The organism is Kitasatospora sp. NPDC041917 (genome assembly GCF_055589745.1).
Genome location: NZ_JBVJBI010000037.1, coordinates 1 through 14,603, shown reverse-complemented (window position 1 = coordinate 14,603; position 14,603 = coordinate 1). Strand labels below are relative to the sequence as shown.

General features: G+C 72.6%; 17 protein-coding genes and 1 pseudogene. 7 read left to right on the top strand and 11 right to left on the bottom strand.

Features of this window, described 5'->3' with window-relative positions:
- Positions 1–102 precede the first annotated feature (102 nt).
- Positions 103–462: a hypothetical protein gene (locus ACZ6EM_RS31665; RefSeq protein ID WP_465773837.1), complete on the top strand. Its 360-nt coding sequence runs from the start codon at positions 103–105 to the stop codon at positions 460–462.
- Between the two features lie 135 nt (positions 463–597).
- Here the strand turns inward: ACZ6EM_RS31665 and ACZ6EM_RS31660 are convergent, their stop codons facing one another.
- Positions 598–1,020, bottom strand: a complete 423-nt coding sequence (locus ACZ6EM_RS31660; RefSeq protein WP_465773836.1) for a RidA family protein — start codon at positions 1,018–1,020, stop codon at positions 598–600.
- 228 nt (positions 1,021–1,248) lie between these two features.
- Here ACZ6EM_RS31660 and ACZ6EM_RS31655 point away from each other — a divergent pair, with 228 nt between their 5' ends.
- Positions 1,249–1,875 carry a C40 family peptidase gene (locus tag ACZ6EM_RS31655; protein ID WP_401049546.1) on the top strand — a complete coding sequence of 209 codons (627 nt, stop codon included), beginning with the start codon at positions 1,249–1,251 and terminating at the stop codon, positions 1,873–1,875.
- 42 nt (positions 1,876–1,917) lie between these two features.
- On the opposite strand, the gene ACZ6EM_RS31650 is transcribed toward ACZ6EM_RS31655, so the two are convergent.
- On the bottom strand, positions 1,918–2,394 hold the full coding sequence (locus ACZ6EM_RS31650) for a MarR family winged helix-turn-helix transcriptional regulator (protein ID WP_401049544.1): 477 nt from the start codon (positions 2,392–2,394) through the stop codon (positions 1,918–1,920).
- A gap of 111 nt (positions 2,395–2,505) precedes the next feature.
- Here ACZ6EM_RS31650 and ACZ6EM_RS31645 point away from each other — a divergent pair, with 111 nt between their 5' ends.
- Positions 2,506–2,916 carry a VOC family protein gene (locus ACZ6EM_RS31645; protein WP_465773835.1) on the top strand — a complete coding sequence of 137 codons (411 nt, stop codon included), beginning with the start codon at positions 2,506–2,508 and terminating at the stop codon, positions 2,914–2,916.
- Positions 2,917–2,984: 68 nt separating this feature from the next.
- On the opposite strand, the gene ACZ6EM_RS31640 is transcribed toward ACZ6EM_RS31645, so the two are convergent.
- The 7 genes from ACZ6EM_RS31640 to ACZ6EM_RS31610 all read right to left on the bottom strand — a co-directional run bounded on the left by ACZ6EM_RS31640 (position 2,985) and on the right by ACZ6EM_RS31610 (position 9,262).
- Complete coding sequence (locus ACZ6EM_RS31640; RefSeq protein WP_401044626.1) at positions 2,985–3,269, bottom strand: hypothetical protein; 285 nt, start codon at positions 3,267–3,269, stop codon at positions 2,985–2,987.
- 174 nt (positions 3,270–3,443) lie between these two features.
- A complete protein-coding gene (thrS, locus tag ACZ6EM_RS31635) occupies positions 3,444–4,754 on the bottom strand; it encodes a threonine--tRNA ligase (RefSeq protein WP_465773834.1) in 1,311 nt (436 codons plus the stop codon).
- Positions 4,755–4,963: 209 nt separating this feature from the next.
- Entirely contained in the window at positions 4,964–5,731 is a 768-nt protein-coding gene (locus tag ACZ6EM_RS31630; RefSeq protein WP_465773833.1) for a leucine-rich repeat domain-containing protein, read from the bottom strand.
- Positions 5,728–6,288 carry a GNAT family N-acetyltransferase gene (locus ACZ6EM_RS31625; RefSeq protein ID WP_465773832.1) on the bottom strand — a complete coding sequence of 187 codons (561 nt, stop codon included), beginning with the start codon at positions 6,286–6,288 and terminating at the stop codon, positions 5,728–5,730. Before ACZ6EM_RS31625 ends, ACZ6EM_RS31630 begins: the two co-directional genes overlap by 4 nt.
- Positions 6,289–6,386: 98 nt before the next feature.
- On the bottom strand, positions 6,387–7,184 hold the full coding sequence (locus ACZ6EM_RS31620) for a hypothetical protein (RefSeq protein WP_465773831.1): 798 nt from the start codon (positions 7,182–7,184) through the stop codon (positions 6,387–6,389).
- A gap of 166 nt (positions 7,185–7,350) precedes the next feature.
- Complete coding sequence (locus ACZ6EM_RS31615; protein ID WP_465773830.1) at positions 7,351–8,622, bottom strand: serine hydrolase domain-containing protein; 1,272 nt, start codon at positions 8,620–8,622, stop codon at positions 7,351–7,353.
- Positions 8,623–8,779: 157 nt separating this feature from the next.
- Positions 8,780–9,262, bottom strand: coding sequence for a carboxymuconolactone decarboxylase family protein (locus ACZ6EM_RS31610; RefSeq protein ID WP_401053160.1), 483 nt, complete (start codon positions 9,260–9,262; stop codon positions 8,780–8,782).
- 93 nt (positions 9,263–9,355) lie between these two features.
- On the opposite strand from ACZ6EM_RS31610, the gene ACZ6EM_RS31605 reads away from it, so the two are divergent.
- The 4 genes and pseudogenes from ACZ6EM_RS31605 (at position 9,356) to ACZ6EM_RS31590 (ending at position 12,166) form a co-directional block, all read left to right on the top strand.
- Positions 9,356–10,315 carry a pirin family protein gene (locus ACZ6EM_RS31605; RefSeq protein ID WP_465773829.1) on the top strand — a complete coding sequence of 320 codons (960 nt, stop codon included), beginning with the start codon at positions 9,356–9,358 and terminating at the stop codon, positions 10,313–10,315.
- A 468-nt stretch (positions 10,316–10,783) separates the two neighbouring features.
- Entirely contained in the window at positions 10,784–11,830 is a 1,047-nt protein-coding gene (locus ACZ6EM_RS31600) for a site-specific integrase (protein ID WP_465773828.1), read from the top strand.
- 12 nt (positions 11,831–11,842) lie between these two features.
- Positions 11,843–12,019 (top strand): annotated as a pseudogene (locus ACZ6EM_RS31595) (transposase); the annotation flags it as partial.
- 9 nt (positions 12,020–12,028) lie between these two features.
- Positions 12,029–12,166, top strand: a complete 138-nt coding sequence (locus ACZ6EM_RS31590; RefSeq protein ID WP_465773827.1) for a hypothetical protein — start codon at positions 12,029–12,031, stop codon at positions 12,164–12,166.
- Positions 12,167–12,913: 747 nt separating this feature from the next.
- Here ACZ6EM_RS31590 and ACZ6EM_RS31585 read toward each other — a convergent pair.
- Together ACZ6EM_RS31585 and ACZ6EM_RS31580 are read right to left on the bottom strand one after the other, a co-directional pair.
- On the bottom strand, positions 12,914–13,756 hold the full coding sequence (locus ACZ6EM_RS31585) for an SAM-dependent methyltransferase (protein WP_465773826.1): 843 nt from the start codon (positions 13,754–13,756) through the stop codon (positions 12,914–12,916).
- 220 nt (positions 13,757–13,976) lie between these two features.
- The gene (locus tag ACZ6EM_RS31580) at positions 13,977–14,354 is read right to left on the bottom strand and encodes a hypothetical protein (RefSeq protein WP_465773825.1); all 378 of its coding nucleotides are present in this window, start codon (positions 14,352–14,354) and stop codon (positions 13,977–13,979) included.
- Between the last annotated feature and the right edge of the window lie 249 nt (positions 14,355–14,603).

Sequence of the window (14,603 nt, the reverse complement as noted above, 5' to 3'; positions counted from 1 at the left end):
CGCATTGCGCCGCCCCGCGGAATCGATCTGCTTCGTGTGCGGCAGAAACCCTCCGCGGCGGAAACCCTCCGTCGACGTCCGCACCCACACCAGGAGACCCTCATGCGACTGGCCCTGTCCCTCCGCGCCGTCCTCGCCGTCCTCGCGCTGGTCGGCGGGACGGCGGTGGTGACCGCGACCCCGGCCACTGCGGCGACCTGCCCGCACAGCGACTCGCCCAAGATCGACGGCGCGGAGGCCACCTGGACCCTGAAGTGCAAGAAGGTCGAGGGAGTCGAGTCGCTGTACGTCGACGGGTGGGTGGAGGACACCCGGGCCGACGGGATGTGCGCGACGGTCACGATCGCCGCCGACAGCAAGAGCTACCCGGAGGAGGTGCAGGCCTGCGGCTCCGGGACGCGTGAGCAGATCCACAAGTTCTACACCGGCCGGAGCGCCACGGTGAAGCTCAGCGTGCGCTGATGACCGGTTGACCGGCCGGGGCGGGCCCGTCGGCTCAGGCCGTCGGCCCGCCCCGGCCGGGTCGGGTCGCGCCAGTCAGGTCGGCTCACTCCAGGTCAGGTCAGCTCACTCCAGGCCGGGCCAGGTCAGGTCAGGTCAGGAAGCGTCGGGCCCGGAGGGCAGCACGGCCATGGCCTCCACCTCCACCAGCTGGTCGTCGTACCCGAGCACCGTGACGCCGAGCAGGGTGCTCGGGGCGTCGTGCTCCCCCATGTAGGCGCGGTAGACGTTCCACACCTTCACCAGGTCGGCCTGGTCGCCGGAGGCCACGTACACGGTCGTCCGGGCGATGTCGGTGAGGGTCGCGCCGTTGTCCTCCAGCACGGCTATCAGGTTCCGCATCACCTGGTGGGCCTGGCCCTCGAAGTCGCCCACGGCGACCGTCCGGCCCTCCTCGTCCAGCGGGCAGGCCCCGGCCAGCCAGAGCGAGCGGGCCGGGGCGTCGACCTCCGCCGCGTAGGCGTAGTCCACTGCCCTGGTCAGCCGCGTGGAGCGGATCAGCTTGACGGCTCTGCTCATGTGGTCCTCCGACGGTCCCGACCGAACGTTCGCGCCCATCGTTGGCGTCTCCTGAACGACCGTCAAACCATTTACCGGCGAACCCCCCTCCGTTTCGGGGCTCTTGCGTCGGCGATTCACCGTTGCGGGTGATGGCGGACCGGCCCGCCGCAGCGGAATCCTGGTGGGTGCCTGCCCGGGCATCACGCCCCGGGCGCCCAGCCACCTCCAGCACCGGGAGGCACCGCCATGGAGCCCCAACCGTCCGACCGTGACCAGACCTCCGGCGTCCGTCGGCGCCGCATGCTCGGCCTCGCGCTCGGGGCGGGTCTCGTCCCGGCGCTCGGCCCGGCCGCCCAGGCGGCGTCCGACGCCCCGCCCGGGACGGCCCGGTCGCTGCCCGTGGCCGCGCTGGGCCGCCGGGTCGCCGACGTGGCCGCGAGCCAGCTCGGCGTGCCGTACGCCTGGGGCGGCGGCGACCGGCTGGGCGCGAGCCTCGGTTTCTGCGACGAGGAGAACGGCTGGCTGAACGGCGTGTGCATGGGCGAGAGGACGGTCGGCTTCGACTGCAGCGGCCTCTCGCTCTACTGCTGGTACCGGGCCAGCCACGGCACCGTCGAACTCGGGCACTACACCGTCGCCCAGTTCAACCTCGGTGCCCCGGTGGAACGCGACGCGCTCGCCCCGGGCGACCTGCTGTTCTTCTCCCGCCCCGACGCCCCCCTGCACCACGTCGGGATCCACATCGGCGAGGGCGCGATGATCCACGCCGAGCGGACGGGCACCCTGGTCGCCCGGGTCGAGAACGTGCTCGACGTGCCGCGCTGGGCGGGCGAGTTCGCCGGCGCCCGCCGCCCGGGGCAACCCTCGGCCTGACGCGAACGGCCTGACGCGGCCAGCCCCACGCCCGCCCCACGGTCACAGGCCGCCGCGCCACTCCCCCGTCCCGTGGTGCACCCGCAGCAGCAGTTCCTGCAGCACCTGCCGCTCCCCCGCGTCCAGCGGCGCGAGCACGACGTCCTGCACCGCCCGCGCCTGCGCCTCCAGGTCGGCGAGCAGTGCCCGTCCGGCATCGGTGACCGAGACCGAGACCCTCCGCCGGTCGGCCTGGTCCCTGGCGCGTTCGACGTACCCGGCGGCGGCGAGCCGGTCGGCGACCTTGGCCAGGTCGCTCGGGTCGATGGCCAGCCGCCGCACCAGGTCCCGCTGGGCCTGCGGGCCGAAGTCGGCGAGTGCGGCCAGCACCGCCATGTCCCAGAGCCGCAGGCCGCGTTCGGCCAGCCGCTCGGCGAGCCGACCGCGCGCCGCCCTGCCGATCCGGGAGAGCAGGTAGGTGCTGAGGTCCAGCAGGGTCGGGGGGAGTTCGGCGGCGGGGTGCGGGTTCTCGGAGGCCATGGCGGCAGTCTAGGGCCTCTCCCTATAGTGGGTGCCACCCATCAATTCGGGAACCGCCCGACCCGCCCCCCACCGCCGCTCTCTCCACCCCCCTTTGCCAGGAGTTCGCCCGTGGACGCCCCGTACCCCCGCCTGCTCGTCTCCCGCTTCGCCGAGTGCTTCGCCTTCTACCGCGCGGTCCTCCCGGCGCTCACCGGCGCCACCCTGGCCAAGGGCGCGCCCGAGGGCCCGTACGCCAACTGGGACCTCGCCGGCCGGACCTGCCTGGCCCTGTTCGACCGGTCCGCGATGGCCGCCACCCTCGGCACCGCCGAGCTGCCCGCCCACCCCGCCGCACCCTCGCAGGACACCGCGATGCTGGTCCTCCGGGTGGACGACGTGGACGGCGCACTCGGCCTCTGCCTGCGCCACGGCGGCACCCCCGTCACCCCGCCGACCGACCGCCCGGAGTGGGGCCCCACCCTGCGCAGCGCCCATCTGCGCGACCCGGACGGCCACGTGATCGAGCTCCAGTCCTACTGACCGGCCCCCGCCGCACGGGGCTTGCGCCTCGTGCGGCGCGGTCGGCCGGCGGACCGCCCCGACCGGGCCTACTCCATCGGCAGCGACGGGTGGCCCGCCGGCCCGTAGGCCTCGAATCCTCCTCCGGCCTGCGCGAGTTGATCGGCCCGGAAGTCCGAGGAACAGGCCCGCCCGAGAGCCTGCGAGGCGGCGTCGGCGCCCGGGACGTGCCCGAGCACCGCGGCACAGTACTGGACGGCGGGGCTGGGCAGCGGGCGGAGCTCGGCCGAGCCTGCCGGGGTGGCGGCCACCGCTCCGGCGAGGGCGAGACAGCCGGCCAGAGCGGGAACGGCGAAGCCGTGTGGGATGCGCATCGGGAGTACCTCCGTACGGGTGGGGACAGCGGCGGCCGCGGACTCGGCCGCCCGGCCCATTCGACGGGCGGCCGCCGCCCTCGGCCCGACCGACACACCGCACACCGCACTAGTCGTACGTATGCCCCGGACGGCCCCACCGAGGCCCCGCGGGCGGGCGTCCGAGACCGGGCCCTACGACCGCCGGGAGGCGTCCTCCGCCCACAGTTCCGCGTCGCACGCCGCCACCAGCGCGCCGATCCGCGCCCACGCCTCCTCGGCCGGCAGCGGCTCCAGCCGTCGGCCGTCCCGCAGCCGCAGCGCGACCCGGTCGTCCACGGCCTCCTTCGCCCCGATCACCGCCTGGTACGGCACCAGCCGGGCCTCGCGGATCCGGGCGCCCAGGGTTCCGTGCTCGGGCCCGGCGACCTCGGCGCGCAGGCCGAGGTCCAGGCAGCGCTGCCGGAACCGTTCGGCCTGCGGCAGTTCGGCCTCGGAGACGGGCAGCAGCACCACCTGGACGGGCGCGAGCCACGCCGGGAACGCGCCGCCGTACAGCTCGATCAGGTGGGCGACCACCCGCTCGACGCTGCCGATCACGCTGCGGTGCACCATCACCGGGCGGTGCTTGGCGCCGTCCGCGCCGATGTAGTGCAGGTTGAACCGCTCCGGCTGGTGGAAGTCGATCTGCACGGTGGAGAGGGTGAACTCACGGCCGGCGCCGTCGGCGATCTGCACGTCGATCTTGGGCCCGTAGAACGCCGCCTCGCCCTCCGCCGCCTCGAACGACACCCCGGAGCGCTCCAGCACCTCGGTGAGCAGGGCGACGGCGCGCTCCCAGAGCTCCGGGTCCGCCACGTACTTGCCGCCCGCGCCGGGCAGCGAGAGCCGGTAGCGGACCGGGACGACGCCCAGTGCCCGGTGCGCCTCGCGGATCAGCTCCAGTGCGGCGACGGCCTCGTCGGCCGCCTGCTCCGGGGTGCAGAAGATGTGGGCGTCGTTCAGCTGGATCGCCCGGACCCTGGTCAGCCCGCCCAGCACCCCGGACAGCTCGGAGCGGTACATGCCGCCCAACTCCGCCATGCGCAGCGGCAGTTCCCGGTAGCTGTGGGAGCGTGAGCGGTAGATCAGCGCGTGGTGCGGACAGAGGCTGGGGCGCAGCACCATCTCCTCGGCGCCCAGTTCCATGGGCGGGAACATGTCCTCGCGGTAGTGCGCCCAGTGGCCGGAGATCTCGTACAGCTCGCGTTTGCCGAGCACCGGGGAGTAGACGTGGCGGTAGCCGGCCCGGCGCTCGCGGCCGCGGATGAACTCCTCCAGGGAGTGCCGGATCGCGGCACCGTCGGGGAGCCAGTACGGCAGGCCGGAGCCCATCAGCGGGTCGGTGTCGAACAGGTCGAGTTCGCGGCCGAGCTTGCGGTGGTCGTGCATCGGGCGGTCGTGCAGGTCGTGATCGTGCGGGGAGCGGTCCTGCGGGGAGCGGTCCTGCGGGGGGCGGCCGTTCATGGCGGTGGTCTCCACTCGGGTGGGCGGGCGAGTGGGCCCGGGAACGGCGAAGCCCCGGGGCACTCGCCCCGGGGCTTCGAACTGGGTCAGCAGTCAGCGCGCCGGGACTCTCTCCGGCGTCGTCGTGGCGAGTGCAGCGCGCTTCATGCGTTCCACGGTAGCAGCTCCGCGCTGTCGGCGATGATTCTCCCGGGCCGGAGCCCGGCGGTTCAGAAGAGCGTCACGCACCCGCGCGCGGCCAGCGCCGCCAGCAGCCGGCCCCGCGGCCGCACCTCGTTCCACCGCAGGTCCAGCTTCTCCAGCGCGGGCAGCGCGCCCGGATCGGTCAGCCAGTCGGGCAGTTCGGTGATCCGGTTGCCGCGCAGGTCGAGGCGGCGCAGCTGCGGGAGCCCGGCGAGCGCGGCGGGCAGTTCGGTGAGGGCGTTCTCCCGGAGCTCCAGCTCGCGCAGCCCGGCGAGCCGACCGACCGACTCCGGCAGATCGGTCAATTCGTTCCCGCGTAGCCAGAGTTCGCGCAGCTCGCCGAGTTCGCCGATCGCCTCCGGCAGAGCGGTGAGCCGGTTGTGCTGCGCGCGCAGCTCGATCAGCGAGGCCAAGTCGCCGATGGTGGACGGGAGTTCGGCGAGCCGGTTCTCGCCGACGTTGAGGTAGCGCAGCGCGGTGAGCCGTCCGAGCGCCTCGGGCAGGGCGGTCAGCGCGTTGTCGTGCAGGTAGAGGAAGTCCCGGAGGCCGGTGAGGTCGCAGAGCTCGGCGGGCAGCGCGGTGAGCCGGTTGTGCCCGAGGTCGAGGGTCCGCAGAGCGCTCAACCGGCCGATACCGGAGGAGAGTTCGCTGATGCCGGTGTCGGCGAGGATGAGCACGGTCAGCTCGGTGCGGTCCCACACCTCGGCCGGCACCTCGCCGAGCGGCCGGCGCCAGAGGTTGAGCGTCACATCGGCCGAACCCACCATGTCCGTCGTACCCACCATGTCCGTCATGCCTGCGCCGCCTGATCCGGTCCGATGCGGAACTCCGCGAGCTGTCGGCCGTACCACCGGTCGGTCGGCCCGGTGGCCGTCATCCCCAGGCGCCGGCAGACGGCCGCCGACCGGGTGTTGTCCGGGGCCAGCACGGCGCGGATCTCGGTCAGGCCGTCGGCGAAGCCCTTGGCCAGGACGGCCCGGGCGGCCTCGGCGGCGATGCCCCGGCCCCAGCTGTCGGGGTGGAGGTGCCAACCGATCTCGATCTCGCCGTCCCCGTCCGGCAACGGCACCAGCAGGACCGTGCCGGCGACCGTACCGGTGTCGCGTCGTTCGACCGCCCAGGCGCCGAAGCGCGGGTCGGCGGACCGCTTCCGGCAGCGCTCGATGAAGGCGCGGGCCTCGTCGGACCCGGTCATGGCCCGTGGGGTCCGGCCGAGCCAGCGGGCCACCTCCCAGCGGGAGTAGACGTCGAAGGCGCGGTCCTGGTCGGCCCTGGACATGGTCCACTGACGCACCACCAGCCGCTCGGTGGTCAGCACCGTCCCCGAGTCGTCTTCCGTCCCCGCCGTCACGCGCGCCCCTTTCCGCTGCCGATGATGCGTGCATCACCGTACGCAGTCGGGCCGCCGAGCGGAACTCCGGCGCCCCGGGCGCGACCTCGGCGCGCAGGTCAGGTCGCGGGCGGGAGGTGGGACGCGGCCACCAGCCCGGCCACCGTCCGGAGCCTGGCGAAGTGCTCGCGGCAGTACTGCTCGTCGATCAGGGGCACGACCTTGTCGAGGTCGGCGATGCGGTGCCAGAGGTCGGAGATGCTGCGGTCGTCGAATCCGCCGCCCTGTTCCCGGAGCACGGCGGAGGCGACGGCGTCCTCCAGGAGGATCAGACACACCCCCGCGATGTCCACCCCGAGGAAGCTCCTGGGGAACGGCGCCCGCCGGTGCTCCTCCCACAGCCGGTCGAGCCGCGCCCGGGCCGACTCCTCGTCCGTGGTCCCGCCGGTCTCGGCCGCCGCCACGGGCGGGCAGAGGAGCGCGGACACGGCGTCGAAGACCGCGCGCACCAGCGTGACGGCCCGCTCCGGGGGCACGGCGCCGGTCGTCACGGTGCCCCGCGCGAGCTTGTCGCGCAGTCGCAGGCTCGCCTCGATCTCGGTGACGAGCCCGGGCCCGAGGAGCCCTTCGGCGACGGCCCGTCCGATCAGCTCCCGGAGCGGCTCCTCGACGGCCAGTCGTTCGACGAGGACCTGTTCCAGGGCGAACAGCGCGTGGGTGACGGCGACGGTGGCGAACTCGTACCGGTAGTAGGAGTGCCGGATGAGCTCGCGGGAGGTCTCCAGCGCGCCCATGACGCCCATCGCGGCTCCGGCGGGCACCTCCAGACCGGCGACCAGGTCCTGCATCCCCGGATAGTCCGGCGCGACGGACCAGGCGCGGGGATCCTGGGCAGGGGACAGCGGCGAGGGGATCACCGGTGCATTCTCACCGCCGGCGGAAGCCGGTGCCACCGGTTTTCCCGGGTGCCCGGCCCCGGGCTGTCGGCCCCCCGGTGGCGGAAACGGCACCGCTCCGACCCGCCCGCACGGTCGAGGACCCGCGCGGACGAGCCGGAGCGGTGGAACAGGGAACAGCAGGCGGTCAGCCCAGCCTCGGCACCATGACGGCTGACCCCTGCACCGCCGGCTCCTGCGCCGCCGTCCCCGTCCCCGTCCCCGTCCCCGTCCCGCAGAAGGCCTGCTCCAGGAAGCCGGCCTCCGCCTGCATCTGCGCGAGGAACTGCGCCTGGTCGCCGCGCGGGGTGACGGACAGCGACACCTGCCGGTCGCCCGAGCTCCACAGCTGGGTGCTGTACCCGGGCACCGAGCCATCGTGCCCGTAGACCGGACCGCAGGAGAGCTGCCAGCCGGCCAGCCCGAGCCCGTAGCCCAGTCCGGTCGGCATGCCCTCGATCACGATCGGGGTCGTCGTGGTCATCTCCTTCAGCAGCGCCGGCGGCAGCAGCCGGCCGCCCAGCAGGGCCTTCTCGAAGCGGTTCAGGTCGCTCAGGGTGGAGATCACCTCCCCTGCCGAGTTCGCCCAGGTGACGCTCGCCACCGTCACGTCCCGGTCGCTGCGGTCCTCCGGGCCGGGGCCCTCGGGCAGCGTCCAGTAGCCGTGCGCGTGCGGGCCCCGGATGCCGGTGGCCGTACCCGGGAAGTACGTGCCGGTCAGACCGAGCGGGCGCAGGATGCGCGCGGTGGCCTCCTGGGCGTAGCCGTGCCCGGTCACCTTCTCGACGATCATGCCGAGCAGGGTGTAGTTGACGTTGGAGTAGCCGTACCCGGTGCCCGGCGGGAACGTGGGCGCGTGCGCCGCCGAGGAGGCCACCACCTGGGCCGGGGTGATGTGCCGGGTCAGGCCGCCCTGGTCCAGCCAGTTCCGGACGGCCGCCGGTTCGGTCCAGTCGGGGAAGACCCCGCCCTTCTCGTTGGTGGGGTCCCAGAGTCCGGAGCGGTGGCCGAGCAGCTGACGGACGGTGATGCGGTCGCCGTTCGGGACCAGCCCGGGCAGGTGCCGCTCGACCGGGTCGTCCAGGCCGATCCGCCCCTCCCCGACCAGCTGGAGCACCGTGGTGGCGATGAACACCTTGGTGACGCTGCCGACCCGGAACCGCCCGTCCGTGCGCAGCGGTGCGCCGGTGGCCAGGTCGGAGACGCCGGACGCCCCGCGCCAGGCGCCGTTCCCGTCCCGGACCTCCGCGATCGCCCCGACGGCGCCGGCGTCGGTCAGCGCCCGCAGGGCCGCCGCCCGCGGGTCGCCGGAGCCCGGCCGTCCGTCGGCGGCCTCGGCCGCACCTGCCGGGACCAGCGGCGCGGCCAGTGCCAGGCAGACCGCCCCCACCAGCGCGGAGACAAACGTACGACGTGCCATGCGACCCCACCTTCGCCGTCGGCGAGCACTCCCTCGCCCTCGACGCCCAGCCTCGCCGCAGCGCTGACGGTCGGTCATCCCCCGCCGGAAGGAGCCGGTCGTACACCCGCCAATGGAGGACCTCCGCCGGAAGGCGGAGACCCTCCTGCGGTCGCGACTACCGGGCCGGGCGGACCGGGTGCTTGCTCAGGATGGACACCCGGTTGAAGGAGTTGATGGCGATCGAGACCCAGACCACCGCGGAGATCTCCTCGTCGCTCAGCACCTCGCGCGCCACGCCGTACGCGGCCTCCTGGAGTGCCGCGTCCGCCGGGGAGGTGGTCGCCTCGGCCAGCCCGAGCGCGGCCCGCTCCCGGTCGGCGAACACCTCGGTGTCGCGCCAGGCCGCGAGCACGCCGAGGCGCTGGGCGGTCTCGCCCTCGCGGATCGCGGCCCTGGTGTGCACGTGCAGGCAGTAGGCGCAGCCGTTGATCTGTGAGACGCGGAGGTTGACCAGCTCGATCAGCCGGCGGTCCAGCCCGGCCTCGGCCGCGACCTCGCGCGCCGCCTCGGCGGCGGCGAGCAGCGCCTTGTACGCCTGGGGGCTCTGCTTGTCGATGAAAACCCGCCGGTCCGTCGGAACCACCGTCACATCACTCACCTGGACTCCTTAGGCTGGTCGCACTGTCGCCCGCCACTCTGCCATGGCATGATAGTTGAATATAGAACTAATCACCATCTGGGAGGGACCCCCGTGAGCACCGCCGAGACCGACCTCGTCGAGACACCCGCCGCCGACCCGCGGGTCGAGGTCCTGCCCGCCCGGGACGTCCCGCTCGGCGGCCCGCGCGCGATGACCGTGCGCCGGACCCTGCCGCAGCGCTCCCGCACCATGATCGGCGCCTGGTGCTTCGTCGACCACTACGGGCCCGACGACGTCGCCGGCACCGGCGGCATGGACGTCGCCCCGCACCCCCACACCGGGCTGCAGACCGTGAGCTGGCTGTTCACCGGCGAGATCGAGCACCGCGACAGCCTCGGCGTCCACGCGTACGTCCGGCCCGGCGAGGTCAACCTGATGACCTCCGGCCGCGGCATCGCCCACTCCGAGGTCTCCACCCCGGCCACCACCGTCCTGCACGGCGTGCAGCTGTGGGTCGCCCTGCCCGAGGAGCACCGGCACACCGGGCGCGACTTCCGCCACCACGCCCCCGCCCCGGTCGCCCTGGACGGCGGCGAGGCACGGGTCTTCCTCGGCACCCTCGCCGGCGACACCTCCCCCGTCCCCACCTTCACCCCGCTGCTCGGCGCCGAGCTGACCCTGCGCCCGCACGCCGTCGTCACCCTCGACGTCGACCCCGCCTTCGAGCACGGCCTGCTCGTCGACAGCGGCGAGGTCCACCTCCTCGACACCCCGCTGCGCCCCGCCGAACTCGGCTACGTCGCCCCCGGCAGCCGCACGCTCACCCTCACCAACACCGGCGCGACCGACGCCCGCCTGGTACTGCTCGGCGGCACGCCGTTCGAAGAGCGGATCGTCATGTGGTGGAACTTCATCGGGCGGTCTCATGAAGACATTACCCGAGCCCGCGAGGAATGGATGAGCTCGGCGAACCCCGACCGCTTCGGCGCCGTCGAGGGTTACCCGGGCGACCGTCTCCCCGCCCCGGAGCTCCCGGGAATCCCCCTGAAGCCCCGGGGAAACGTGCGCTGACCTGGGCGTTTGCCGATCGGGGGTGCGGCGGCCGGGTCCGCCGCACCCCTGAGCCGGAGCCTCCCTCCGCCCACCCCGAAGTGCCCCTGTCGACAGTCGCCTCCGCACTCGACACGTGACACCGTTCGACCATCCATGACAACGCCTGACAGGACTGATGCTGACCCAATGCTGAGTTAGCTGACGGTCCATCAGAACCGACCGGAGCGCTCACGGAGCCCGGGAAGTCATCGCCGGGTGCCGCCGCGAGAACCGGCGGATGCCCTGACACGGCCCCCTCGCCAGCTGCCGAAGGACGGTCACCACCGGAGCGGCGCGGGTCGGAGAGGACAGCCACCATGCCGCCTGTCTCCCACCGACGATCTTGCTTCAAGCCAGTTATTACGTTCGCGCCCTACGGGGCCTTCCGAGCCCCCTCTGCCGGTAAGAGCCTGCCGACGCGCCCCGACCCCACGCTAGGGTGACCTCATGGCGGACGCCCCGACGACAGCAGCACCCTCGGTCGACGCGCTGGACGCCCTCGTCGAGCGTGCCTGCGAACCGCCGACCGGCACGTCCCGGGCGAAGCAGCTGCGCTGGGTCGCCGGCGAACTGCGCACCGCCCTGGAGCGGGGCGCGATCGTGCCCACGGCCGCCGGCTCACTCGCCCAGCTCCTCGCGCCGGACACCCTCGCCGACTACCTCGCCGCCGCCGAGCGGGGCCTGCTGCGGCGCAAGCCCGCCGCACGACCAGGCCAAGCCTCACCCGCGTCCCTGCGCGTCCGGGAAGACTGCCTCCGCATCCTCGGCGCCCGAGCCGGCATCGCCGTCACGCTCCCGGAGCGCAACCCGCCGCGGGTCGCGCTCCGGCCCGTGGTCGCCGCCCGCCCGCGCAGCATCCTCCTCGGCCACCTGGAACACTCGGCCCGCCCCGGCCGGTCCGACTCCCGCAGCCGGATCCTCGCCATCATCGGCACCGTGCTGGACACCGGCTGCCGCGCCGGCGAACTCTGCGCCCTGCGCACGGACGACGTCGACCTGCACCGCGGCACGATCCGCCTCACCCGACTCCCCCAGCACCGCAACCCGCACACCACGCCCGCCACCGAAACGGTCGCCCTGTCCGGCCCCACCCGGGCCGCGATGCGCCACTGGCTCACCGCCCGCAGCCACCTCGTCGCACGCGACACCACCCAACCCGCCGGCCCGGGCAACGAGACCACCGACGCCCTGTGGGTGAGCATCGCCCCCAGCGGCCACCCCCGCCCCGGCCTGCCCCTGCACTTCCGCGGCCTCGCCCGCGCCTACGCCCGCGCGATCCACGACCTCAACACCGAGATGGCCGCAGAACCCGGCTGGCACCCCCTACCCCAACGCATGGAACAGCTCCGCCGCGCCATCGCACTCGAACCGGCCGACCCCGACGGTGCAACCCTCCTCCGCCGCACCCCGACACCTGCCGCCGGCCCCGAGGCAACGGCACAGGCTAGGGCGTTTCCTGCCGATCATCTGATCGTTGGTAGATGCGTGTCGTAAACCGATGCGCAGTGGGCGCGGATAGAGCCGTTGTTACCGGACCGATCACCGAGGCGGGGTGGGCGGTGGCGTGATCACCGGCAAGTGATCGACGCGATCGCGTGGAAGTGCCGTACGGGGGCGCCGTGGATGGCGCCGCCCCGGAGTTCGGTCTATGGAGGGCGTCCACAACCGGTTGCAGACGGGACCTGGGAGGGCGTGTTCACCGCGCTCCTGGAACAGGCGGATGCCGAGGGCAACCTGGGCTGGGTCGTCGCCGTCGACTCGACGATCGTGCACGCCCACCAGCACGCGGCCGGGGCCCGTCAGAAGGGGCCCGGCCGGCAAACCGCATGACCATGCCCTCGGACGCTCCCGCGGCGGGCTGGCCAGAAAGATCCACCTCGCCTGCGACGGACGCGGCCACCGCTCGCCTTCGCCGTTGCCGACGGCACCCGCAAGGACTGCACCCAGGCCGAAACGGTGATCGCCCTCATCCGGGTGCGTACCGGGCGCCGGTCCGGCACGCACCCGGCCCAAACGCGTCGCCGCCGACAAGGGCTTCAGCATGCACCACCAGCCTCTACGATGCCTCGTCCACGGATCGTTCCAGTAACAGTTGCGATCAACCGCCCATCGTCTCCTTGAAGCTGCGGAAATTGTAGGGACCTTCCGCACCTCGGCTCCCGGGCCAGGTGCAAGACAAGAGGCAGGCTTGGGGGTGGAAATGGCCGATATGGCGCTGCTCGTTGTCAGGTGTGTGACGGCGAGGCAGCACAGCGGATCGTGCTGCTCGCGGTCGAGGACACGGATGAGCTCATCGGCGGAGCGTTCTGTCGTAGACGTCCATCACCGCCGATCACCCAGTGGGCTCCAGTGGCGAGCGCCGGGACTCCCAGGGCACGAACGCCTTTGGCAGCTGCCGCCAGGCACACCCGGCCCACTAAACGTAGAAGATCGCATCGACGATCCACCGCTGCGAATGCTTCACTCGCCGCCCTCCTTTCAGCCCCACCCGCGCCGCCGGGGTTACCTTCCACCCGCCGTAGCCAACACCGGCAACGTTGGCCGTTCCCCGCCCCATGGGGAGCGGCCAACTGGGGTTTAGCGGGTGGGGCGGTGGGCTTCGACGATCACGCAGCCCAGTTTCTCCGTGTAGATGGACAAGCCGGTCGGAAGGAGCTGGTCCATCTGGACGGTGTAATCCGGTCCGTAGTGGCTGGCCAGGAGTTCCTTGTCCTCTTCGTACCGGGACTGGATCCATTCCATGTTCTTCCTGGTCTCGGCGGTGACGTCGTGGACCTGGACGGCCTCGAAGCCGGCGCGGGTGACCAGGTCGCCGTAGTCCTGGGGGTGCAGGAGCGAGGAGAACGCGAATCCCTGGGTGAGGAGGTCCCACTCGTGGCCGGTCAACTGCTCGCGTTCGACGAAGTCGGTGAGGACCACCCGGCCTCCGGGCTTGAGCGTGCGGTGGATTTCCCGCAACACCTGGAGGCGGTCGGGCACGTGGAACAGCATCTCGACCGCCCACGCGGCGTCGAACGTCCCGGATTCGTAGGGCAGTTCCATGGCGTCGGCGTGGACAAACTCAAGGCGGGACGACAGGCCCGCGGCCCGGGACTTCGCTGCGGCGGTGTCGACCTGAGAGGAGCTGATGTTCACCCCAAGGATCCGGGCGCGGGTCTGTTCGGCCAGGCGCATCGCCGGGTGTCCGGTGCCGCAGCCCACGTCGAGCAGGTAGTCCTCGTCCTTCAACCGAAGGAGCGAGATCAGGCGGCCCGTCAGGCGGCTCTGTGCCGCGGTCATCGACGAGGTGTCGTCCTGCTCCCAGATCCCGAAGTGAATGTCCTCCCCGAAGAGCGAGGCGAAGAACGGCCCCATCTGCTCGTAGAAGCCCCCGACCGATTCACTCGACGGGTATGCCTTGCTCCTGTGATCGCTGTCCACGACGACTCCATTCCGATTGTTGAACGGTTTCCGGTGTCCCTCCAAGGGGCCCGGCTGTGGTGCGCTTCAGTGCCGGCCCCGGCTGCCGCTTTCATCAGGCAGGCGGCGTTCTCGGTCGGCGTGGGTGACGGTCCCGATGGTCTCCCCCCGGGGGGCAGGCCCCAGGGTTGTCCGTGGGCCCTGCCCGCGAGGAGTGGCCGGTGGCGGCGAACGCGATCACTCAAGGTTCACCGGGACATCCCGGTGACGGCGAGGCCGGCACCGATATCTGCTGCGGTGGCGCCGGGGCCAGGCGACGGGCGAGGTGTCCCAGGGCGAGGAGGGAGAAGATGTCGGCGAGGACGGGGACGGTGAAGGCGAAGCCGCGCGGTCCGATGGAGTCCGGGATGCTGGTGATGGATCCGTCGGGGCGTTGCTGGGTGAGGAGGTAGGCGGCGCCGCGGGCTGCGGGATCGGGGTCGGTGCTGTGTGCGGCGAGCGTGATGAGGGCGTAGGCGGTGCTCGTGGCGTCGCTGGTGTCGCCGTGCTGCTGGCCCCAGCCGCCGTTGTCCGCGTACTGATCTGAGTGCTCCAGTGCGTACGGGCTTGCGTGCACCACCGGCCCGGCTCAACGGAGTGTGACCGGCGTTGGCATCGCATAGTTCGGCCTGGGCTGCCAAGGGGCGGAGTTCATCGGTCAGGTGTCTGAAGAGTGCTCCTGTGGACCGTTCCACTCGCTGTAGTCTCGTGCCGTGGTCGACGAGCATGGGGCACCCGACGCCTTCAAGAACCGATGCACGAATGCTGCACGGAGGCTGGACGCCTGCATCAGCCACTTCATCGAGCGCATCTCCTTGGACGAGTCCAA